This is a genomic window from Cytobacillus sp. Hz8 (assembly GCF_042263505.1).
Taxonomy (GTDB): domain Bacteria; phylum Bacillota; class Bacilli; order Bacillales; family Cytobacillaceae; genus Bacillus_BE.
Genome location: NZ_JBHKFI010000012.1, coordinates 25233 through 48166 on the forward strand (window position 1 = coordinate 25233; position 22934 = coordinate 48166).

The 22934-nt window shown below is 37.3% G+C and carries 23 protein-coding genes and 2 riboswitches; of the genes, 19 read left to right on the forward strand and 4 right to left on the reverse strand.

Translation table 11 applies throughout. The features are described 5' to 3' along the window. The first annotated feature begins 108 nt into the window (after positions 1 to 108). The 15 genes from fabF to ACE38V_RS14935 all read left to right on the forward strand — a co-directional run bounded on the left by fabF (position 109) and on the right by ACE38V_RS14935 (position 15066). Positions 109 to 1344 (forward strand): beta-ketoacyl-ACP synthase II, encoded by a 1236-nt coding sequence (fabF, locus tag ACE38V_RS14865; RefSeq protein WP_375842357.1) that lies wholly within the window; start codon positions 109 to 111, stop codon positions 1342 to 1344. A gap of 314 nt (positions 1345 to 1658) precedes the next feature. After that, positions 1659 to 1770, forward strand: a riboswitch (TPP riboswitch). Between the two features lie 105 nt (positions 1771 to 1875). Continuing rightward, positions 1876 to 2682 carry a hydroxyethylthiazole kinase gene (gene thiM / locus ACE38V_RS14870; protein ID WP_375842359.1) on the forward strand — a complete coding sequence of 269 codons (807 nt, stop codon included), beginning with the start codon at positions 1876 to 1878 and terminating at the stop codon, positions 2680 to 2682. A gap of 23 nt (positions 2683 to 2705) precedes the next feature. Further along, a complete protein-coding gene (gene thiD / locus ACE38V_RS14875; protein WP_375842360.1) occupies positions 2706 to 3536 on the forward strand; it encodes a bifunctional hydroxymethylpyrimidine kinase/phosphomethylpyrimidine kinase in 831 nt (276 codons plus the stop codon). Next, on the forward strand, positions 3523 to 4182 hold the full coding sequence (gene thiE / locus ACE38V_RS14880; protein ID WP_375842362.1) for a thiamine phosphate synthase: 660 nt from the start codon (positions 3523 to 3525) through the stop codon (positions 4180 to 4182). The genes thiD and thiE overlap by 14 nt, the downstream gene beginning before the upstream one ends. Positions 4183 to 4205: 23 nt before the next feature. Then, positions 4206 to 4318, forward strand: a riboswitch (TPP riboswitch). Positions 4319 to 4395: 77 nt separating this feature from the next. Continuing rightward, positions 4396 to 4905 carry an energy coupling factor transporter S component ThiW gene (gene thiW, locus ACE38V_RS14885; protein ID WP_375842364.1) on the forward strand — a complete coding sequence of 170 codons (510 nt, stop codon included), beginning with the start codon at positions 4396 to 4398 and terminating at the stop codon, positions 4903 to 4905. A 22-nt stretch (positions 4906 to 4927) separates the two neighbouring features. After that, complete coding sequence (locus ACE38V_RS14890; protein WP_375842366.1) at positions 4928 to 6013, forward strand: LuxE/PaaK family acyltransferase; 1086 nt, start codon at positions 4928 to 4930, stop codon at positions 6011 to 6013. Then, positions 6010 to 7458: an acyl-CoA reductase gene (locus tag ACE38V_RS14895; protein ID WP_375842368.1), complete on the forward strand. Its 1449-nt coding sequence runs from the start codon at positions 6010 to 6012 to the stop codon at positions 7456 to 7458. The genes ACE38V_RS14890 and ACE38V_RS14895 overlap by 4 nt, the downstream gene beginning before the upstream one ends. 10 nt (positions 7459 to 7468) lie before the next feature. Beyond that, positions 7469 to 8212 carry an ABC transporter ATP-binding protein gene (locus ACE38V_RS14900; RefSeq protein ID WP_375842370.1) on the forward strand — a complete coding sequence of 248 codons (744 nt, stop codon included), beginning with the start codon at positions 7469 to 7471 and terminating at the stop codon, positions 8210 to 8212. Then, positions 8209 to 8967, forward strand: a complete 759-nt coding sequence (locus ACE38V_RS14905) for an ABC transporter permease (protein WP_375842372.1) — start codon at positions 8209 to 8211, stop codon at positions 8965 to 8967. Before ACE38V_RS14900 ends, ACE38V_RS14905 begins: the two co-directional genes overlap by 4 nt. Before the next feature lie 12 nt (positions 8968 to 8979). Next, complete coding sequence (locus ACE38V_RS14910; RefSeq protein ID WP_375842373.1) at positions 8980 to 9981, forward strand: ABC transporter substrate-binding protein; 1002 nt, start codon at positions 8980 to 8982, stop codon at positions 9979 to 9981. A 12-nt stretch (positions 9982 to 9993) separates the two neighbouring features. Continuing rightward, positions 9994 to 10764: a 3-oxoacyl-ACP reductase gene (locus ACE38V_RS14915; RefSeq protein ID WP_375842375.1), complete on the forward strand. Its 771-nt coding sequence runs from the start codon at positions 9994 to 9996 to the stop codon at positions 10762 to 10764. A 372-nt stretch (positions 10765 to 11136) separates the two neighbouring features. Further along, complete coding sequence (locus ACE38V_RS14920; RefSeq protein ID WP_375842377.1) at positions 11137 to 12249, forward strand: HD-GYP domain-containing protein; 1113 nt, start codon at positions 11137 to 11139, stop codon at positions 12247 to 12249. Between the two features lie 133 nt (positions 12250 to 12382). Next, positions 12383 to 12631 (forward strand): hypothetical protein, encoded by a 249-nt coding sequence (locus ACE38V_RS14925; protein ID WP_375842378.1) that lies wholly within the window; start codon positions 12383 to 12385, stop codon positions 12629 to 12631. Positions 12632 to 12754: 123 nt separating this feature from the next. Then, on the forward strand, positions 12755 to 13402 hold the full coding sequence (locus tag ACE38V_RS14930; protein ID WP_375842379.1) for a pentapeptide repeat-containing protein: 648 nt from the start codon (positions 12755 to 12757) through the stop codon (positions 13400 to 13402). 809 nt (positions 13403 to 14211) lie between these two features. Continuing rightward, positions 14212 to 15066, forward strand: coding sequence for a pentapeptide repeat-containing protein (locus ACE38V_RS14935; protein ID WP_375842381.1), 855 nt, complete (start codon positions 14212 to 14214; stop codon positions 15064 to 15066). 264 nt (positions 15067 to 15330) lie between these two features. On the opposite strand, the gene ACE38V_RS14940 is transcribed toward ACE38V_RS14935, so the two are convergent. Further along, a complete protein-coding gene (locus ACE38V_RS14940) occupies positions 15331 to 16470 on the reverse strand; it encodes a C40 family peptidase (protein ID WP_375842382.1) in 1140 nt (379 codons plus the stop codon). 689 nt (positions 16471 to 17159) lie between these two features. Here ACE38V_RS14940 and ACE38V_RS14945 point away from each other — a divergent pair. After that, a complete protein-coding gene (locus ACE38V_RS14945; protein ID WP_375842384.1) occupies positions 17160 to 17594 on the forward strand; it encodes a DUF5391 family protein in 435 nt (144 codons plus the stop codon). A gap of 597 nt (positions 17595 to 18191) precedes the next feature. Here the strand turns inward: ACE38V_RS14945 and ACE38V_RS14950 are convergent. The 3 genes from ACE38V_RS14950 to ACE38V_RS14960 are packed head-to-tail and all read right to left on the reverse strand — an operon-like array spanning position 18192 to position 20086. Continuing rightward, positions 18192 to 18923 carry an ABC transporter permease gene (locus ACE38V_RS14950; RefSeq protein WP_375842386.1) on the reverse strand — a complete coding sequence of 244 codons (732 nt, stop codon included), beginning with the start codon at positions 18921 to 18923 and terminating at the stop codon, positions 18192 to 18194. Further along, entirely contained in the window at positions 18920 to 19654 is a 735-nt protein-coding gene (locus ACE38V_RS14955; RefSeq protein WP_375842387.1) for an ABC transporter ATP-binding protein, read from the reverse strand. The genes ACE38V_RS14950 and ACE38V_RS14955 overlap by 4 nt, the downstream gene beginning before the upstream one ends. Further along, positions 19655 to 20086 (reverse strand): helix-turn-helix domain-containing protein, encoded by a 432-nt coding sequence (locus ACE38V_RS14960; RefSeq protein WP_375842389.1) that lies wholly within the window; start codon positions 20084 to 20086, stop codon positions 19655 to 19657. It lies immediately after the preceding gene. A 233-nt stretch (positions 20087 to 20319) separates the two neighbouring features. Here ACE38V_RS14960 and ACE38V_RS14965 point away from each other — a divergent pair, with 233 nt between their 5' ends. From ACE38V_RS14965 to ACE38V_RS14975, 3 genes are all read left to right on the forward strand, one after another. Then, positions 20320 to 20874, forward strand: coding sequence for a MarR family winged helix-turn-helix transcriptional regulator (locus tag ACE38V_RS14965; protein WP_375842390.1), 555 nt, complete (start codon positions 20320 to 20322; stop codon positions 20872 to 20874). A 4-nt stretch (positions 20875 to 20878) separates the two neighbouring features. Continuing rightward, the gene (locus tag ACE38V_RS14970) at positions 20879 to 21850 is read left to right on the forward strand and encodes an alpha/beta fold hydrolase (protein ID WP_375842392.1); all 972 of its coding nucleotides are present in this window, start codon (positions 20879 to 20881) and stop codon (positions 21848 to 21850) included. 598 nt (positions 21851 to 22448) lie between these two features. After that, entirely contained in the window at positions 22449 to 22862 is a 414-nt protein-coding gene (locus ACE38V_RS14975; protein ID WP_375842394.1) for a YjdF family protein, read from the forward strand. Positions 22863 to 22934: the final 72 nt, after the last annotated feature.

The window sequence follows — 22934 nt, forward strand, 5'->3', positions numbered from 1 at the left end:
GGTCAGCACCTCCTTATCATAGTACTCATTATACTAGGATAAACAACAACTTGTAATAGGATAACTAAGAGATAAAATAGAAATTAGAAAAAATTTGGAGGGGTTTGAATGAAGAGAGTCGTCATAACTGGAATGGGGGTTATTTCACCTCTGGGAAATGATATTGATACATTTTGGAACCATTTAGTTGAAGGAAAATCAGGGATAACAGCCATTGATACCTTTGATGTTCATGATATGAAAACGAAAATAGCTGGTCTTGTTCGTGATTTTGATCCTGAAGAGCGACTTGGAACTAAGGAAGCTAGGCGATTGGATCGTTTTAGTCAGTTTGCCTTAGCAGCAGCTGAAGAAGCTTTGAACCATGCCCAAATTGAATTAAATAAAATAGATCTGGAAAGATTCGGAGTCTATGTGGGTTCTGGAATAGGTGGAATACAGACATTGATTGAAAATGTTTATACATTAGAACAACGTGGACCTGGTAGAGTCAGTCCGAGTTTAGTTCCCATGATGATTACAAACGCGGCAGCTGCTCAAATCAGTATCAAATATGGTGCCCTTGGTCCATCGCTTTCTCCTGTGACAGCTTGTTCTATTGGAAATACAGCAATTGGCGAAGCATTTCATACAATCCGCAATGATGATGCAGATATTATGATTGCAGGCGGTTCTGAAGCGGCTGTAACCAGAATATCTTTAGCGAGCTTTGGAAATGTCAAAGCGATTTCAACAAGAAATGAGAATCCAACTGCAGCTAGTAGGCCATTTGATGAAAGTCGGGATGGCTTTGTTATGAGTGAAGGAGCAGGAATTCTCGTGTTAGAATCACTTGAACATGCTATTAAAAGAAATGCACCTATTTATGCTGAGGTAATTGGATATGGAGCCAGCTCTGATGCTTATAATATGGTGGCTTCTCATCCAGAAGGAAGAGGGGCTTTGACAGCGATGAAAAAGGCATTAGCAAAGGCAGCTTTATCTACAGATGAGATAGATGTCATTAGTGCACATGCAACAAGTACTGGGGTTGGGGATATCTCAGAAACTTTAGCAATCAAGCAGTTATTTGGAGAAAGAGCCTATCAAATCCCCATTACCGCCAACAAATCAATGCTTGGCCATATGCTTGGCGCTGCAGGTGGAGTAGAAGCTATTGCGCTTGTTAAGAGTTTAGAAACAGGAGTTATTCCACCAACTATTAATTTAGAGAAACCTGATTCAGAGTGTGACTTAGATTATGTGTCAGATGGGGCACGTAAGACAACATTAAATATTGGCCTATCCAATTCCTTTGGCTTTGGAGGGCATAATTCAGCTATTGTGTTGAAAAAGTATATATAAATGAAAGAAATTCTCAAAAAAACAGATCTCTATTTTCATACAACGAAACTACTATTTTCGGTTTAATTACGAAAATATTCTCTGCATGGGAAATATATTAATTTAATAGAAAACGAATGAGTAAAATGTTCATCCTGACTTTTATGGTACAACTACCTTGTTAAGGGAATGGACGATGAGTTTTCTGAGGAGAAGATGGATATCGGAAGCTATGCTTTCATATAGTTTATGGGTAATCATACTTAATGGAATTAAACAAAAATCCTTTACTTCTACAAATCATTCCACTATTATAAATATAAATTAAATAACATTTTATCTACTAGGGGTGCCTATATTATTAGGCTGAGAGAAAAACGCTAAGTTTTTTAACCCTTTGGACCTGATCTGGACAATACCAGCGTAGGAAAGTAGCCAAGTGGGAATCACTTATTTTTGACTATTTAATGCCAGGTCCTTATTGGATCTGGCATTTTTGCGTTTTAAGGAGTATCTCACTTTTTATGAAAAGAAATTGGAGGGAATGAAGAGATGGAGAGAGAAGATTTAGGATCTATTGTGCAAAGGGTGCGAGAACTCAAGCCGCTTGTCCATAATATTACCAATGTGGTCGTTACAAATTTTACTGCAAATGGGTTACTTTCCCTTGGGGCTTCTCCTGTTATGGCTTATGCTCCAGAAGAAGCAGCGGATATGGCGAAAATAGCTAGTTCAGTAGTTTTGAATATTGGGACGCTCAATCGAGAGGTGGTTAACTCTATGATTCTCGCAGGAAAGGCAGCAAAAGAGTGCGGGATTCCGGTGATCTTAGATCCAGTTGGGGCTGGTGCCACTTCTTTTCGGACCGAGATGGCAAGAAAAATAATAAGTGAAGTGAAACTAACCATCTTACGAGGAAATGCTGCAGAGATTGCTCACGTTTATGGAGAAAATTGGGAGATCAAGGGTGTGGATGCCGGAGAACAAAAGGGAGATATTGTTGGATTGGCTAAGGCGACAGCACGAAGCTTGAAAACAACTGTCGTTATAACAGGAAAAGAGGATGTGATAACAGATGGAGAAACGACCTATCTAGTGACTAATGGACATCCGCTTTTAACAAAAGTGACAGGAACGGGATGCCTCTTAAGCTCTGTTATTGGGGCGTTTTCTGGAGTCGAGAAGGATTCCATATTAGCTGCCTTATCGGCACTAGTTTTCTATGGAATTGCTGCTGAAAAGGCTGCAGAAAAGATTGCAAATCAGGGACCAGGGAGCTTTCAAATTGAATTTATTAACCAACTGGCACTTGTTTCTCCTGAAGATGTGGAGCAATTTGGTTCATATAAAAGGATTTAATTAGTGGAAAGGGCGAGCGGATAATGAGGAAAGCATTAACAATAGCAGGATCAGATAGCGGAGGCGGTGCAGGGATTCAAGCCGATTTAAAAACTTTTCAAGAGCTGGAGGTGTATGGGATGAGTACTATTACTGCTGTAACGGCCCAAAACACCTTAGGGGTTCAAGCCGTTTATCCGTTAAGCCATGAAGCTGTCAATCAGCAAATAGAATCTATTGGAGAGGACATGGGAACAGATGCCTTAAAAACAGGAATGCTCTTTAATGCAGAGATCATTCAAGCCGTTTCAAATAAAATAGAGCAATATCATTGGGAGAAAGTGGTGGTCGACCCGGTCATGATCGCAAAAGGAGGGGCATCGCTCCTGCAACGAGAAGCAGTGACGGCATTAAAGCAATATTTGTTGCCACTTGCATACGTAATTACTCCTAACATTCCAGAGGCAGAGGTTTTAACGAATATGTCGATCCATACATATGAAGAAAAATTAACTGCGGCAAAAAAACTGCATGCTTTGGGAGCAAAAAATGTCGTGATAAAAGGTGGTCATGAAGAAAATCAAGAGAAAGCGGAGGACCTATTGTTTGATGGGCAAGATGTCATGACATTTACGAGTAAAAGAATGCGAACCAAAAATACCCATGGCACAGGTTGTACCTTTTCAGCAGCGATTACGGCAGAGTTAGCCAAAGGGGCAAACGTTCATAAAGCAGTGGCAACAGCGAAGGACTTTATACAAGCAGCCATTGAGGATCAGCTGTTTATTGGTCAGGGGCATGGTCCAACGAATCATTGGGCTTACCGAAAAAAGCAGCATCATCAAAGGGTGGTAATGAATCATGAGGTTAAATGATGAGTTTGAGCTAAGAGAGGCATTAAAGGTTTATTTGATATTAGGAAGTCCTAATTGTAAGCATCGTCCTGCAGAGGTTTTAAAGGCGGCGATTGAAGGAGGAATTACCTTTTTCCAATACAGGGAAAAAGGAATTGGAGCTTTCACGGGAAGTAAAAAATACCAGCTTGCAAAAGAGCTACAGCAAATCTGTCGAGAACACCATATTCCATTTATTGTGAATGATGATATTGAATTGGCGATAGCACTTGGTGCAGACGGGGTTCATATCGGGCAAGAGGATGAATCCATTGAGTCTGTAAGAAAGAGGGTTGGTAATAAAATCATTGGCGTATCTGTTCATAGCTTTGAAGAAGCCATCAAGGCAATCGAAGGGGGAGCTGATTATTTTGGAATGGGACCGATTTTTCCAACTAAAACGAAGGCGGATGCAAAGACTCCAAAGGGAACCACTTTAATTGAGCAATTTCGCAATTGGGGAATAACGATTCCAATTGTGGGAATTGGTGGAATTACGGAAAATAATGCAGGGGCTGTAATAAAGGCAGGGGCTGATGGGGTTTCTGTCATCACGGCCATTAGCGAGGCCCATTCTCCAAAGGAAGTGGCTAAAGCTATAAGGAAAAACGTCGAAGCCGATTTATGATTTTAGAGATTTGAAAATTTAAATATGAGCACTGGGGGAGCCAGGGGAAAACTTGGCTGAGAATAGTTCATTTAGATCTTAAACCCTTGCACCTGATCTGGTTCGTACCAGCGTAGGAAAGTGAATTTATCCGATTCATTTTATCATGTCGATTGGTCATGCATGTTAATCAGGTCATCCCTTCAGTGCGAGTAAAGCAATGGGGATTTTTTTATGAGGAAAACTTACAAAATGACAGTAACCGCAATGTTCATTGCTATAGGTACATTGTCAAGTAATCTCTTTTATATACCGATTGGATTTACAAAAGTATTTCCAGTTCAGCATTTTATCAATGTATTGTCAGCCGTTTTATTAGGACCTTATTATGCGGTGAGCCAAGCCTTATGTATCTCAATTTTGAGAAATCTGATGGGGACGGGTTCTATTTTTGCTTTTCCAGGAAGTATGGTTGGGGCATTGCTTGCGTCCCTTTTATATAAGAGAACCCAAAAACTGTTTATGGCGTTTTGTGGTGAGGTATTTGGAACAGGAATTCTTGGGGCCATGCTTTCTTATCCCATTTCTGTTTTATTACTTGGTCAAAAAGCAGCTTTATTTGGCTTTATTCCGTTATTTATTTTTAGTTCGATTGTTGGTGCTTTTTTGGGAGCGATGATTCTTTCCATCTTTGTAAAGAAAAAGGTAGCCATTTTTCAGCCAAAAGGAAAACCCGTGAAATGACGAATTGAAAGGAGTATGAATCATGCAGCAGGAGAAATTAATCAATCAATTAGAGGTGATTTTGAAGGCTGAATCCATTTCGGATGAGGCTTTTAATCAAGTGGCATTACATATATTTGCTTATCAGTATTCCAACAATCTTCCCTTTCGAAAATTTTGTGTTCAAAAAGGAAAAACCATTAGAACAGTGAAATCGTGGAAGGACATTCCGTCTGTTCCGATTCAGGCCTTTAAAGAGGTACCGCTTACCTGTACGCCAAAAGAGGAGTCCGAGCGATATTTTATGACAAGTGGAACAACAAGCGGTGTAAAAGGGAAACATTATCATCCCACTTTACAAATCTGGGATCTTTCGATGAAAACCAATTTTAAAAAATGCCTTATGAAAGGGATTGAAAGGATTCGCATGGGAATATTATTTCCTTCAGAAGCGGAATTGCCCAATTCCTCACTAGCTCGTTATCTGGCTCTTGCTAAGGATGAGTTTGGGACAAAGGATAGCCAATATTTAATGGACGAAAATGGCATTAAGTTTGATCTGCTTGTAAAGGAATTAGAGAATGCGGAGCGTACAGGTGAGCCTTATTCTTTATTAGGGGCAACTTTTAGCTTTGTTCATTTATTTGCTGAATTTGATAAACGCAAGCTTCAATTTCAATTACCTGCTGGAAGCAGAATTTTAGATACTGGCGGGTTTAAAAACCAGTCAAAGGAATTAGAGCTTGCTGAATTTTATCATGAATTAACAAGATTCTTGGGTGTCTCAAGAAAAGATTGTATCAACATGTACGGAATGACGGAATTAAGCTCACAATTATATGATTCTGGAAATGAACAGGTCCCTGCAGTCAAATTTGGCCCGCATTGGCTGCGAACAAGAATCATTCATCCTTTGACTGGAGAAGAAATGTCAGAAGGAGAGAAAGGGGTCATTGTTCATTGTGACTTGGCTAACTTTAACTCTGTGACGACGATTATGACGGAGGATTTAGGAGTGAAGGTCAAAGATGGTTTTCATCTTTTAGGGAGAGTACAAGGAACAGAGGCTAAGGGCTGTTCGATAACGGCTGAGGAATTTATTCATGCGTCCATTGGGCAAAAAATATGAGAGAAAGAATAGGATATCTTCCGAACATCGGGGAAGAAAGCTTTGAGTTGAAAATTCTGTCCTTTGAGGGAAGATTGGGAAAGGTTGAATTTGAGATTCCTCTTCTATCTCAAAGGCAGTTGGAGAAGGTCATTGCCACAGTCAAAAAAGCGAGTGCCACCGTATTAAAATCAATGACTGTTACAGAAATCATTTCCATCATTGATCGTGCAATTGAGACTATGCTTGATCGAAATTCACCATATAGAAGGATGGCGGAAGAATTACTGCCAATTGTGACAGGATATGACGCTGAAATGATTCGGCTCGGGCTAACAAGATTTTTGAAAAAGTTTCGTAAACCTGAGCTTCAGCGTTTTGTTATTGAGGACTTTGATAACCCGCTTGTTTTAGATGATTTTCAGCCCCGCATTAAGGGTGGATATTCAAAAGCGATGGGCCCCGATTTGATTTTCCATGTTTGGGCAGGAAATGTTCCAGCCCTTCCATTATGGAGTTTGATTTCTGGACTACTTGTGAAGGGGGGGAATATAGGAAAGGTTTCGAGCTCTGAGCCCTTATTTGCGGGTTGGTTTGCGCAAATATTGGTTGATATATGCCCGCGATTGGCGGATACTTTGGCCATTGTTTGGTGGAAGGGCGGAGATGAAGAACGAGAAAAGGTGATTTTGCCCTCTTCAGATGTGGTGGTTGGTTACGGAGGGAATCACTCATTAGAATCCTTGCGTAAAAGGGCTCCTCACACTACCCGTTTCCTAGCTTTTGGACATAAGATCAGCTTTGGAGTCATAGGGAATTCGACATTAGATACACGGAAAGTATGGAAATTAGCTCATCAGGCTGCATTCGATATGATCCAATTCGACCAGCAGGGCTGCTATTCACCGCAAATCTATTATGTTCAAAAAGGCGGCAAGATTGCACCTTCGGAATTTGCTAAATATCTGGCACACGAGCTTGAAAGCTTTGAGAAACGATTTCCAAGAAGGGGGTTATCTTTTGAGGAAGTGATGGAGGTAAATGAGTGGAGAAATCAAGAAGAAATCTCAATCTATTCAAACAATAATAAAGAATTGTTGTCGGCACATGATGGTCGCTGGATGGTGGTGTATGAAGAAGATGCCCCATTCTCTCCGACTTGTTTAAATCGGGTCGTTAAGGTGATAACCTTTGATGATATCGATGACATTGCGGCAAGCATTCAACCATACCACAGCTTTTTGCAGACAGTGGGAATAGCAGCGACGCCAAATGAACTATTTCAATGGGCACAAGAGTTAGGAAAAGCTGGTGTAACTAGAGTTACTGCAATAGGTGAAATGACTTCCCCTGAATCAGGCTGGCATCATGATGGCCGTTTTAATCTACTGGATCTCGTGCAAATGGTGGATATTGAATCATCAGCCAAACTGCTTGCAGATGATTTGGCTTCATATCACGAATAGGAGGAGAAACATGAGCTTTTTGTCCTTACAGGATGTTTCATTTAGCTATGATCAAAATCATCTAATTGTTGATGAAATTAATTTTGAACTTGAAAAGGGGAAATTTCATAGTTTACTAGGAAAAAGCGGCTGTGGAAAAACAACACTATTAAAACTTGCTGCAGGTTTACTAGTTCCCAACAAAGGAACCATTCAGCTTCAGAGGGAAAGAATGAAGCCTTCTAACCATATTGGTTTTGTTTTTCAATCCCCCACTTTATTAGAATGGAAAACCGTCTTGGAAAATGTGCTTCTACCCGTCTCTCTTAAAAGAAAAGTGATGAAGGAAGATAGAGAAAAGGCAGAGTCCCTCTTAGAAGGAATGGGATTAGCTTCTACTATGCAGAAATATCCAATGATGCTTTCAGGTGGCCAGCAAAGTCGAGTATCCATTGCAAGAGCACTCATTCAAACTCCTTCGTTGCTATTTTTAGATGAGCCTTTTGCGGCATTAGATGCAATTACGAGGGAGGAGCTTCAAGAGGATTTACGGAGAATATGTGATCAAAATCAAATGACCGTATTGTTTGTGACTCATGATATTTCGGAAGCCGTTTATTTATCGGACCGATTAGCAGTGATGGAGGCAGGGAGAATCATTTTAGATTTAGCCATCAACATGCAAGACAGACGAAACCCTAAAATCAGATACACTCAAAACTTTAATGAGATGTGCTTAAAAATTCGCAACGTCATAAGTGGGGAAAATAGATGAAAAAGACCTCTTTATTCTCTTGTTTCTTATTCGTCATCATTCTTTTTATATGGGAGGAGATGGCAAGGGGGATATCTGAGCTTGTCCTTCCTGCACCATCAACCATCATCACAACCCTTTATGATGGATTAAAAAGCGGCTATTATATGCCACATATTATTCACACCAGCCTTGAGATTGGAATTGGTCTGCTGATTGGAAGCATTTTAGGAATTATCATAGGCGTTTGGATGGGGGAGGCGGCCATAGTCCGCAAGATCCTTTCTCCATATGTCATTGCCAGTCAGGCCGTACCAAAGCTTGCATTAGCCCCATTATTTATCCTTTGGTTTGGATTTGGGATCCAATCAAAGATTGTCATTACGGCGTTAATCTGTTTTTTCCCATTGATGGAAAATACAGTTACGGCTATCCAATACACGGATTCGCAAAAAATTGAACTATTTCGGGTCCTTGGTGCTAGCCGCTGGCAAATGCTTTTTCACTTAAAAATTCCATCAGGTTTGCCCAGTATCATGGCTGGATTTCGTGTTGCTGCGATTCTCGCGGTTGTTGGAGCTGTGGTTGGCGAATTTATTGGTGGCAGTGAGGGTTTAGGTGCCATGATTATCGCCTCCCAAGGGATGATGGATACACCGATGATGTTTTCCATTTTAATTTTAGTGACGATGTTAGGGATTATTATTTATCAGTTTGTTTATTTAATAGAGAAAAGATTATTTCGATATAAGCGAGATCATCATAAAAGAAAGTAGGGAGTAAATGCAATGAAATATAAAGGAATTTTGCCTATAGCTGTTATACTCTTATTGTTTTTAGCATCATGTTCATCTAAGAATGTTTCTCAACAAAAGGAGCTCAAAAAGGTAATAGTGGCAAACTGGAGCCAGCCAATATCTGAGCAAACGAATCTGTTAGTTGATGAGAAAAAGCATTTTTTCCAGGATAGGGGACTTACGATTGATTTGATTCCAGGAGAAGGTGGAGGAGATGCAATCAAGAATATTCTCTCTGGGAAGGCGGATATTGCCTTTACCGATCCTGGGTCCGTGTATTTCGCCATGAATCAAGGGGCAAAATTAAAGATTATCTATAATATTTATCCACAAAATGTCTTTAATATTGTTTCGTTAAAAAAGAATCATATCACGAGACCGGAGGACTTAAAGGGAAAAAGAATTGGGGTATACAGTCTTACTAGTGGGACAAGACAAAATCTGCTTGTGCTTCTCAATCAAGTAGGACTTTCAGAAAAAGATGTCAAAATCGTTGAAACAGGTCTTTTGAATTTTGCTCCACTCATGCAGGGGCAGGTGGATGCAACTGCTGCAACCGATACGGGTCTTGTGACAGCAAGGGAAAAAGGATTAGGAATGGTCAATGTACTTAATGTAAAAGACTATTTAAATCTTCCAAGTGATGTCTTTGTCGTGACCGAAAAAACCTATAATGAGAAAAAGAAACTACTTAAGAAATTTATCGAAGCTTACCAAAAAAGTGCTGAATGGATGATCCAACAGCCTGAGGAAGCAGCAAAGCTTGCGAAGCAATATGCTATTGATGGAAAGGATGAAAAACGGAATTTAGAAATCATTCAAATTCGGAATGAATCAAGTATTTCAGATGTAACGAAGAAAGAAGGATTAGGAGCACTTGATTCTTTGCTTTTACAAAAGGGTGCTGACACGTATATGGAATTAGGTTTAATTCAAAAGAAGATTAATATGAAGAATGCAGTAACAGATGAATTTCTGCCAACACCAAATTAGGGGGTGGAATCTTTGGGGAAATTTAATCAAAAAAAAGTTCTTGTGACAGGCTCAAGCAGAGGAATTGGTGCAGCAATTGCCAAAGGATTCGCAAGTGAAGGAGCCATGGTCATTGTGAACTATCTTCAAAATGAAGAGGCTGCAGATAGGGTTGTAACCGATTGTATCAATCTTGGGGGAGATGCATGGGCGATTCAATGTGATGTTACGAAGGAATTAGAGGTTGATAGACTAATAGAGGAAATAGAGCTTGAGGCTGGCTCATTAGATGTTGTGGTCAATAATGCCTTTAAACCATATTTGTTTAACCCGGAAAAGCGAAAAAGGTTTACGGAGCTCACATGGAAGGATTATCAAGAGCAAATCGACGGGGCATTAAGATCGACCTATTATATTTGTCAAAGGGTCACATCATTAATGAATAAACAAATGAGTGGGAGCATTGTGAATATCGCAACCAATCTAGTCGAAAATCCAATCATTCCATACCATGATTATACAACAGCAAAATCTGCGTTAATTGGCTTTAGCCGTAACCTTGCTATGGAATTAGGTCCACTTGGGATTCGGGTGAATTGTGTTGCTCCTGGGTTAGTGTATCCAACTGATGCGAGCAGGGAAACAAAAGAAGAGGTGAAAGAATTGATTATCTCACAAACTCCGCTAAGAAGAATTGCTCAACCGGAGGATATTGTAGGTCCGGTTCTTTTCCTGGCCTCAGACTGGAGTCAGTTTATTACCGGTCAGACCTTGATTGTTGATGGTGGTCTTGTTATGCGTTAGTACTATGTTGTTAATTGAACAATTTCAGATCAATTCCTGATTATGATGGGTTCCATTCGCTAACAGGTTAAAATCGGGCTTCACATGTTTTGGAATTACAAGAAGAAGCTACAACTCTTGAAGAGACAGTAGAAAAAGGATATGAAAACCTAGTATATACAGTAGAGAATAGATGTAGAATTAAAAAAGTTAGAGGTAGGACGGGTTTCGAAAAGCATTATGAGAAACTCGTCCTGTTTTGTTTTATAGGATGGAAATTATATGAATAATATGAAAGTTTAGTAGAGATATTTTTACTAGGAAAAATATAGTATGATGAATTTATCTATACAAGGATTTGTGGCTTATTAGGTTAAGAGGTGAAATAATGTTATGAGATTAGTAAAGCTAGATCAATGCCCAGCTGGTGTGAAACTGGGAAAATCGATTTATAATGAAAATGGGGCTGTACTATTGGCACAAGGGACATATTTAACCAATAGTTTAATAGAAAGATTGAAGCAATTTCATATATTTACCATACATATTGAAGATGAATTATCGGAAGGGATTGAAATTGTTGAATCAATTCCAGAAGAATTACGGATAGAAGCTCAAAATGTCATAACAGAAGGTTTAAATGCAATTATTGAATTAAATACTAATTCCTCCAATTTCCAAGGGATGATGAAGTCAGGAAGAGCCGTAAGAAGTATGCAAAAAGTCTTTCGAGATTTATTAAATAGCTTAAATGAGAATCAAACTGCCTTAAATTTATTGGCAACAACAAAGGTCTACGAAAATTATGTCTACACACACAGTCTTAACGTTTCAATTTATGCTTGCCAATTAGCCATTGAGAATGGCCTACCAATACCCAAAATTGAAGAAATTGGTTTAGCAGCAATGCTTCATGATCTAGGAAAACTGCATATTCCAAGGGAAATAATTAACAAACCTGGGAAACTAACAGATGAAGAATATGCTTTGATAAAGACCCATTGTGAGATTGGATTTGATCTTGTCAAACAGGTTCATGAGATTCCGATACCGGTTTCTCATGGGGCATTACAACATCATGAAAGAATCGATGGTGCTGGTTATCCAAGGGGTTTAAAGGGCGAAGAGATTCATAAATATGCCAGAATCATCAGTGTGGCTGATGTGTTTGATGCAGTTACAAGTACCCGATCCTATCGGCAGGCTTTGTTACCGCACCAAGGAATTGAAGTGTTATTTGGGGGATATGAGACTCAATTTGAGGGCAAACAAGTTCAGTTATTTAAAGAGTGTATAGCCATCTATCCTCCTGGATTAACGGTAAAATTAAATGATGGTCGTACTGCGATAGTAACTAAATATAATTTTAATGCGGTTGGGCGTCCTGAAATAAGGATTATCAAGGACGAGGAAAATCAAGACATCCAGCCGTATGAGATCAATTTAGGAGATCCCAAACATTTAATACTAGAAATAGTTGAAGCTGATGCACTTTTGAATGTTTAATTAAGGGAGAGCGGGTCTTGGCTTTCTCTCCTCTCTTATATTTTTCATATCAGATAATAGTCTAAATTCTACTTGAGAATATATGTTCCCCTGTGATAAACTATTAGTAAAAAAATACCAAGGGGTGACTAATATGGATAAAGTATCCTTTATTGCGTACGAGTTATACCATTCTACTAATGATGCAAACAATCGTAAAATGGCCCTGGAGCTTTTAAGAGGAGAGACGACTATAAAGGAAATTTCAAAAGATAAGGTACTTAAAGGCAGTGTGAATGCTGCACAGGAGAAGTATAAACGATTTGATTTTTTTTCACATTCCAATGAATATGCAGAAATTGTTTCTTTTATAGAAGAACATTTCTACTCAGCACCTATGTAAAAACCTCAATGAACCCTCATCATTTTATTCTATTTTTCAATATATAATTTGTTTATTTCATGAATATTTATGTTATTTTAGGAGGAAGAACAAAATTAACTTTTAATGCAAAGGTGAATAATCATGGCTCACAATATGAAAATAGACAAACCTAAGATCCCTCAAAACCTACTCCCAGCAAATTTTCAAGATATTTATTATGTAGAGGATCTCTATCTGAATAAATGCATCATAGCCAATTGTGTAATTGATCGGGAAAAAATCGAAAAAATTCAATTCTCAGAAGTCGTTTTCCAAAATGTTACCTTCAGTGATGTTTGCTTTAAAAATATTGAATTAATAGATGCTATTTTTGAACATTGCGATTTATCCAATGCCGATTTAATGGAAGCCATTATGAGAAGGGTTGAATTTAAAGATTCGAAAATCCTTGGTGTTAACTTGGCAGAAGCCAATTTAGGAAGTGTCCTATTTGATGAGTGTAACTTAAACCTAAGTTCTTTTGGATATAGCAGCATGAAGCAAGTGAAATTCAATCAATGTTCCTTACGGAGTGCCGATTTTTATGAATGCCACTTTAATAAAGTAGACTTCGATCAGTGTGACCTTAATGATGTGAATTTTTCCCGAACACCACTACGCGGGATTGATCTAAGCAATTCACAATTTGAAAGAATGAATGTTGAATTGGAAAATTTGGCGGGCTGTGAGGTTTCACCTGAACAAGCTATTGGCTTTGCAGCATTGATAGGATTGAAGATTAAAGAATAGAAAACCATCAAGTGAATGGATGAATAATGGAAAAACCTACATTAATCGTGATGCTTTCTTGATCCAAATGATACGATGCCCATTTTAAAATATAAAAGCGCTAATGTGTTTGCAACGATTATAGAAACAATTGAGCACTGCCGTTAAGGCTTAGTATGTTATATGACGAGGAGATAAGGATAAAAATTCCTTATCTCTTTTTGTTACAGAAAAGAAGTCCGTGATTCTAAAGTTTTATTAAAATTTATATAAAAGCAACCGAATCATATTTCTGAAATTAGGAAATATGGCCAAGACCTGATAAGTCAAGCGAGTCTTTAAAGGAAGCTTGCGAAGGTACTTTGATTGGAGAATCAGAATATTTTTCAATCTCTTTAGCTTGGGGTTTAATTGATCAACAGCATGAATATTATCCACCCTCTAAATAATATTGGTGAATGAGAATCAATCTACTTTTTTGGGGAACAATTCATGGCCTTTGTGAAATCGAATAAATTCATTTTAACTTAGAGACATCTTATAAAATACCTGTAACTTTATATTCATATCCTAAAGAAGCTATGGAGGTTACATAGTAAATATTTATTTATCATTCTATCGTAAAATAAGATGAGTTCAAAGGATTTAGTAAAATATTATTTACAATTCACTTCGGTAAATGGAGAGGTTTAAACGTAATCGGGGTTATGTGATTACATAAGAGAAAGGTGGAAGACAGCCTATTAAAAAAATAGTTGATTAGATTTTTCTTTTGATGATATGCTTGCATGAAAGGTTAGGTTTATTTTTTAATAAAGGATAGTGTACTCATGACCAATTTATTAATGGATAAAGAAAATGGTAAACCTCTGTATCAGGCAGAATGTGAAAAGTGTTTTGGATTGTGCTGTGTAGCCTTGCCTTATGCAAAATCTGCTGACTTTGCATTTGATAAAGACGGAGGGACTCCATGTCGAAATCTACAATCTAATTATCAATGTCAGATTCATCAAAATCTCAGAGAAAAGGGATTTCGCGGATGTGCAGTCTATGAATGCTTTGGAGCGGGACAAAAGGTTTCTCAGATAACTTATAGAGGAAAGGATTGGCGAGAGGATCCAGAGCTAGCAGGAGAAATATTCGAAGTATTTCCGGTTATGCAGCAGCTACATGAAATGCTCTATTATTTACATGAAGCTTTACATCGTAATGAAACTCATACAATTTCTGAAGAATTATATAAAACTCTTAAAGAAATAGAGGAGCTTACGGCGTTGGGACCAAATGAAATAAGGAACCTAAATGTTCCAACTCATCGCGAAGGTGTGAATAAGCTATTTCTTGTAACAAGTGAGAAGATTCGTTCTAGAGTATCGAATAAGTCAAAAGTAGCTGACAAAATTAGCCAGATGCGAGAATTAATTGGTGCAAATTTACGAAGATCGGATCTTAGAGGAGTTAATTTAAGAGGGGCTTTACTGATTGCAGCTGATCTTAGAGAATCTGATTTGCGAATGGCAGATTTCATTGGCGCCGATTTACGGGATGCTGATTTGAGTGGTGCCAATCTTTCAGGAGCCATTTTTCTCACACAAGCACAAGTAAATTCGGCTAAGGGCGATGAGGCAACAATCTTACCCACAAGGTTATCAACCCCAATTCATTGGCTAACAAGGAATCAATAAGTAATTTATGAAATAGGTGACCCCAAAATAATTGGGTCACCTATTTCATTTGTTATTTTAAAAAAAGTAGATTGGAAAAAACTATCATTAAATACAATTAATAGGGGGAATGAAATGTCCTCCCTTTTTTTTAAAATAAGAAAAGGGCGAAGCCTTCTTCAAGCATCACCCATAATAGTATTTTGCGATATTCTTAATTATATTCTCTGGAGATTGTATTCATTGTTTTTCTCTAGTTGAGTTTGCCTCAATAATGCCATGTTCTTAATGTAATACCCTAGCTGCACTAGAAAAGGAAGACGGATTATAACTGGCAATTCTCACAACATCACCCGTATGCGGTGCATGGATAAATTGGCCGCCGCCAATATAAATGCCTACATGATAAGCTGGATTTCCCATAAAGACCAAATCGCCCGGTTGAACTTGACTCGGAGAAATTCTCGTTCCAACATTTTGCTGAGCCGAAGATACCCGCGGAAGACTAATGCCAATAGAACGATAGACATAGGAAGTGAATCCCGAACAGTCAAAACCTTTTGGTGTGGTTCCTCCCCAAACGTAAGGAACACCCAAATATTGTTTTGCAACTGCAATAAGCTTATTCGCTGTCGATAAGTCGGTTTGTTTGTTTACGTTAGATGATAGTGTTGATTGGGAACTGTTGTCCACGAACGATTGCTGTACTTTTTGGACTACTTGAGTTTGTGACTGAGATGATTGGGCTGATGTTGCCTGCTGCACCTGCTGCACCTGCTGCAGAGCCAATTGGTTCTGTTGGTCTTTCAATTTAGTTTTCGCGTTGGCTAATTCTTTTGTTACTTCTTGTTTATCTGCTTCAATCTGTTTTTGTTGAGATACTAATTCACTTTGACTCTTCTGTAAATTTTCGATACCGTTATGTAATTTTTCCTCGGAATCTTTTAACGCTTGTTCCTTTTCTTTTAAACTATTCAATAAGTCTATGTCACTTTGAATGAATTCTGAAATAGCGGTAGAACGAGTTAAAAATTCGGATAGGTTATTAGATGAAAACAAAAACTCAACATAGGTAATAACTGGCTGTTGTCCTTGTGATTGAATGCTTCTTAGTCGCTCAGCATAGACCTTTTTGTGGGCATCTAAGTCTTTTTTGGCTTCTTCAATTTCAACTTTTGTTTGTGCAATTTTCCCTTGTTGCTCTTTAATATGTATGTTTAGTTTTTGGCTTTTATCCATTGCCATGCTAATTCGGTTATCTAATTGTTCAATCTTCATTTCAAAGTTACTGATTTGTTCCTGTGTTGTACCGATTTGTTTATTTGATACGGATGAATCTACCGGACTTGCAAAAACAGGAGTTGCCATTATCATAGCAGCTAAAACGGAAGATGAAGCCGTATATAAAAATGATTTCGCTCTCATGAATAAATCTCCTTTTACGCCTATAATAAATTCGTACTATCAATTATTACTAGTGTATATTCCAAATGGTAGATAGACAATGGATCTGCCGGTAATGTAATGAAATTGTTGGTGATGTAATAATTTTGTAATATTTTGTAGAAACCTCTGAGATTATAGTGCCTGACACCATCTAATGCTGTTGGTTTATGTCGAAAAGCCATATGGAATGAACAAAAAAAGGAGTCAGCTTCTAATGATGAATCTGACTCTATCAATTTAGATAGTGAATGGTTACTTTTGCAGTTGAACCAATGATGCCGCCCCGATGACTCCAGCATCATTATCTAACTGGGTCAGCTTATACATCTGTTTTAACGCTTGAGATTAATTGTTCTTTTTCCAACCATTCAATGTTCTCTAATTTTTCTTTTTCATTTAATTCTTCATATTAATTCATCATGAACATTGTGGAAAACTGGTGTTCAAAAATATCATCTGCAGTTTGATTGTTGGCATGATTTTCTCATTCATTTGTTAATCAAATAATTCTCTAAGAGGAACCTATGTAAGGAATTTAACTGGGTGCGTCATTCTAATACATAATAAGTAGAATTCATTATAGAATATTGGAATATAATTGTAAGTATCAGAATATTGAAATATAATTGCGAGTATCATACATAATTTTTTTATAAGGGAGGAGAGAAATGAAGATAAGTAAACCATTTAAAAGTGTTTTGGTTGTTACGATCATTTCTTGTTTATTATTTTGTAGTACGTTAATGGTAATATCACTCTCTCCACTGTCTGATATGGGGAAACATGCGAATCAATTTAATTCAGTGGGAATGTGGTTATCCGTCGGTATTATTTTTGTTAGTTACTTAATTCCATTAGTTATATATTCTTTAGGTGTGGAATGGATTAAATATCTGATGGCGATATTTTGTTTTTTGGGCTTATTAATAAGTATAGGAATAACCGTATTTATAGTTGCAGTAGATCATTTTGAAAAGGACATTTTTTCTGACCCAACGTTAATTGCAAGTGTGATTTGTGTGGGATTATTATTTATGACGAATTTGATTTGGTTTTTTGTAACATTTCTTCCTTCATCAAAAGATATTAAATTGGAGAATTAATAAAAGAAAGTTATGAACTCTAATTTTTGAGTGAAAAGTAAATAGCATTAATATGCAAACCAAATTAGTAAACCAACTAATCGAAGCTCCTTGTTATTCCTTTAAAGTGGTATTTGCGCCCCTAATTGCCTTTTTAAGTGGAACATTTCCCAAAGCCATTATTCAGTTGATCATGATTGTTGTTTTTGTTTTGGATGTCGTATTTTAAAGGAATATCCATGATTCGAGGAAATTCTGATAACTTTTTTAAAGTGAGTTATTCTAGACTTTATGAAATAGAAACAAACATAGTTAATTGTTGGTTCTTAGGCTTTGATTTTTATACTGAAGTGATCAACTCTTGAAAAATATCATAATTATGGAAATAGTTTGTGGTTCTTGCCTATAGGATTTACAGTTTTTTTATTTAAGTTATTATCTTACTTAAAGAATATCCGTAAAAGAAAGGCAGCTATTGCCGCCTTTCCTCACTTTTGGTGCAACTCGATTCCACCATTAGTCAAATTCTTTAATGCCGCTGGTAAGAATATTTTCTGTCAGAGGCACTCCAATTCATCCAGACTCTCACAGACGGATTTGATCATTTTGGAAATAATGTCAGTCTGCCTTCATTTTCTTTTTAAAAATAACAATCGCAAGTACCGATAATAAGATGGCGTAAGCAAGCACCCACCATATATGAGGAAAAATGTCACTGTATTGACCATTAAGGGCTGCTTTCCCCATATCGACTGCATGTACAAATGGTAATAAATAAGCAATATCTTTGAACAGACCTCCGACAAGGTTTAAGTCAAACCAGATGCCCGACAGCCAAGCAGATAAATTTGTTAGAAGCGCCCCGCAAACACCGGCTGCTGCTTTTTCACTTAACAATGATCCGCATATTAGTCCAAGACTAACAAAAATAAGGGCAGGCGGGATCAGTAAAGCAATGGATATTAACATTGAACTAGAAATGGATAATCCTAAAATAATCGCAACAATATAACATATGATACCTTGCGCGATTGACATCACAACTAAAGGTAAACTATAACCGACAATGAAGTCTTTTGATGTCATAGGCGTGGTGAAAAGCCTTGTTAAGAAAGAATTTACTCTGTCATTCGATATAACTTGTGCTGCAAAAAGGGCCATGAAAGATAGCCCAAACACTGCGATTCCTGGTGTTAATTTCGTAATATTAAAAAGATCGACTGGGATACTTCGGTTTATCGCTGATAAAAGAAGTAACAAAACAATTGGAAATCCAAGTCCAAAAAAGATTGATAGCGGATCTCGTACAATTTCCTTTGTCGTTCGGTTCGCAAATAAAAGTATTCTCATTGTACGTCCCCTTCCGTTACAAAATAAACGAAAGCATCCTCAAAGCTTGTTGTATTAGAAATTTCGATAAGCTCTTGGGCTGAACCAATTGCTTTCATTTGCCCATTCTTCATAATACAAATACGATCAGAGAGTGCCTCAGCTTCTTCTAAGTAATGCGTCGTTAAAATAATCGTTGTTTTTTCTTTTAACTTTTCAATTAGCGCCCATAACTCGCGGCGTCCTAATATATCGAGCCCAAGTGTTGGCTCGTCCAAAAATAAGATCTGCGGTTCACTGATTAAAGCCATGGCAATGCTAAGTTTACGTTGCCAACCACCTGACAACGTTTTGCTTCGCTGATTTTCATACGGCTGTAGTGAAAACTGGGCAATCATTTCATCCGCTCTTATTTTTCCATTTGCTTTTTTTAAACCTTGGACACCAGCCATTAGTTCCAAATTTTCACGTACGGTTAGATTTGGCGCAATGGCTGTTTCTTGTGGAGATACGGCAATAATGGTATGAACTTGTTCTGGGTATTTTGTTATGCTATTTCCTAACAATGTAGCTTCCCCGTTTGTTGGCTTTGTTAAGCAGGAAAGCATTTTGATAAGCGTTGTCTTACCTGCACCATTCACACCAAGCAGACCAAACAATTCGCCTTCTTGAATCGAAAAAGAGACGTTATCCACAACGGTCTTTGCACCGTATTTTTTTGTTAGAGAGTCGATTGCAATAGCGATAGTCATTTATACACCCTCTTGATCTAATGTCGTTTTGACCAAATTGAAGAAGCTACTCATCATACGTTCTGGAACAAGGGCCAGCCCCCGTTCATCATCACCAACGATAATAAGTTTTTCCCCCGCTTCTAACTTAAATACCTCACGAGCTTTCTTTGGAATAACAATTTGCCCACGTTCACCTATTGTTGCCACTCCGAAGAAGTGTTTGCCTTTCGGTGGAATACCAAACTCGCTTTGTGCATCCTCATAATTAACTAAATTATCTAAAGTCACATTGTAAAGTTTTGCAAGCTCCATACAATGCTGAATATCAGGGGCAGATTCACCTTTTTCCCATTTGGCAATTACTTGACGCGATACATTTAAGTGCTCAGCCACTTCTTCTTGAGTAAGCTGGTAACGCGTGCGCAAACTTTTTAAATTCATATTTATCATACTTTTCATACCTCCTGCTTAGATTATCGAATAGAAAATTGAAAAAGTCTATCAACGCTGGTTAACATGAGTGTTAAGATTCGTTACGTATAGTCTTATCATAAGAAATTTGGACCAAAAATAACAAAAAAAGAAAGATATGATCTAAACGAAAAATAGACAGTACATTGACCAATCAAAGGTGATCTAATATTATTAATTTAGACATTATACTGTCTAAAAGGGGGATGCTTATGGATAAATACAGAGAGCTGTTTTTAATGCAGCAAATATACGGAACATTATTTTCTCTTGCCAATAAGATTCAGGTAAAAGGCGATAAATACTTAGAGCGCTTAACGTCAAGACAGTATATGGCAATGATGGCAATTGCTTATTTACCTGAAGATGAAACAACCTTGAATAATATTGCAAGAAAGTTAGGGACCACAAAACAGAGTGTAAAGCAGTTGATAACAATCATAGAGGATAGGGGTTACATTAACATAGTACCCAGCCAAAAGGATAAGCGTGCAGTTAATGTAAAGATTACGGAGTTTGGAAAACAGGTCTTCCTGGAAGTCACTGAAAAAGGAATATTCTTCCTGGCAGAACTTTTTGAAAATTTCTCAACAGAAGAACTGGAAACAGTGTGGGGCCTATTAAAGAAACTATACCGTTTTGACGGTGAGGAACAAGATGGTTTTGAAGAGAGTAACTTGGAAATGGATGAAAATCAAAATGACGTACAAATGAGAGTATTAAAGGAATTTGAAAGGCGAAGAAATTTAACGAAAATGGAGAATTGAAATTATGAAGAATAAATCTGGAAGGTTAATTTATTTGAAAGAATATATATCTATTAATGGTATCAATCAATTTTTGTTTCACTTGGGAACAAGCTATGATAATCCAGTTATGTTGTTTTTGCATGGAGGACCCGGCTCAGCCGAATCTTTATTCACACGGGCATTTCAGGAAAAATGGGAGGAGATTTATACGGTTGTTCATTGGGATCAGCGTGGAACTGGGAAAACACTGACTAAAAATCCTGATAAGCTCCCAACTATTGATTTAATGCTAAAGGATTTGTTTGAAGTTATCCAATATCTGAAGAAAAAATATAACAAGCAAAAAATAGTTATACTAGGTCATTCATGGGGAAGTGTATTGGGTTCTGTGTTTATCAGAAAGTATCCCGAAGAGGTAGCCTATTATATAGGTGCAGCGCAGGTTGTCAGTATGCTTGAAAATGAGCAGGTTGGTTACAACAAAGTTAAAGAACTGATTGAACAAGCAGGTGATAAAAAATCTATGAAAGAACTTGAGTCCATAGGTGAATATCCCGGCAACAAAATAGTTTTTAACAGAGAATTTTTGAAAAAATGTAATGGGGTTAGGAAGCTTCAAGGAAAATATAAATTAGGTATGAAGATAGATTTAGAAATTTGGATAACTGTATTCAAAAGTCCGATTTTCAGGTTGTCGGATATTATCGCATTTATGAAGGCTTTTAAAACAAATGAAAAGATTCATAATTTCCTAGGTGACTTCAACCTGTACAATGAATCGGCAGTATATAAAGTGCCAATATATTATATCTTAGGTGGAAATGATTGGCAGGCACCATATGTTATTGCTCAAAAATATTTTGAACAGATAAATGCCCCATATAAAAATATTTACGTCATTCCCAATGCAGGGCATATGACAATGATGGAACAGCCTGACCTGTTTTTTAATGCATTATTAGAAGTAAATAATATAGAAGAAAAGAATCAATGATAATCTTCATTTTATGCAAAAGGCAGTCATTACATAAAACAATCTAAGACATACATCAATGAAGTCTCCATTGTAGGGCTTGTTGATCATTTGATTACAGCTTTCAGGAAACAATTCAAAATTACAAAAGATTGTGAAAAGATTTACTTAAAGTAAACTAGCTAATCGAGGCTCCTTGTTATTCCATTAAAGGAAGCATTTGCTGTACAACAATTAAAAGGGGGAAACATATAATACATGACTAATATGTTTCCCCCTTTATTTTTTATGAATTTCTACGATTTAGGTCTTAATCATAGAACAATGATCATTATTTTTTATAAAACTATTCGAGGTAGGAAGAAAAGGTAACTGGATTTAGTGAAAAAACGAATCATTCTATCAAATTGTATAACCTGTATATATGGCTTAATTATAGCGTATTTTCAAAAATATAAATATCACGATATATTTACTAAACAATACATCTTTGTATAATAAATATAGAATGAAAAAACACGATTCGGTTGGCAGTCCGAATACAGCAGACTTTGCTGTCAGTAGCCTTCCCCTCCTCGGGATGTCCATCATTCTAAATTTTTATAGAGGAGGGCCTACAATGAAACTAACCATTTATTATGATGGCCAATTTTTTGTAGGGGTCATTGAAGTTGTATCTGGAAATACTCTGAAAGCCTATCGATATGTTTTTGGTGCTGAACCAAATGATCAAGAAGTCTTGGTGTTTGTTCATAGGGATTTGCAGCGATTTATGGAAATGCATGACCAAGAAGGGATTGCTATCCCAGGTGAACCATTGAAGAAGGTAAATCCTAAAAGACTTCAAAGAATCGTTTCAAAGGAAATGAAGCGGCAAAAAATTTCTACTAAAGCACAAAAAGCGATAAGTAAGGAATACGAACAACGAAAGAAGCAGAACAAGAGTCAGAATAAGCACCTTAAAGATGAGCTTAAGAAGTTTAAAAGAGAGCAGAAAATCCGAAAGGCGAAAATTAAACATCGGGGTAAGTAGGATACACTTAAGAACTGGCTTTTTTTCAAGCCAGTTCTATTCTTAAGTAGATTTACTTTAGTATGGGGTGAG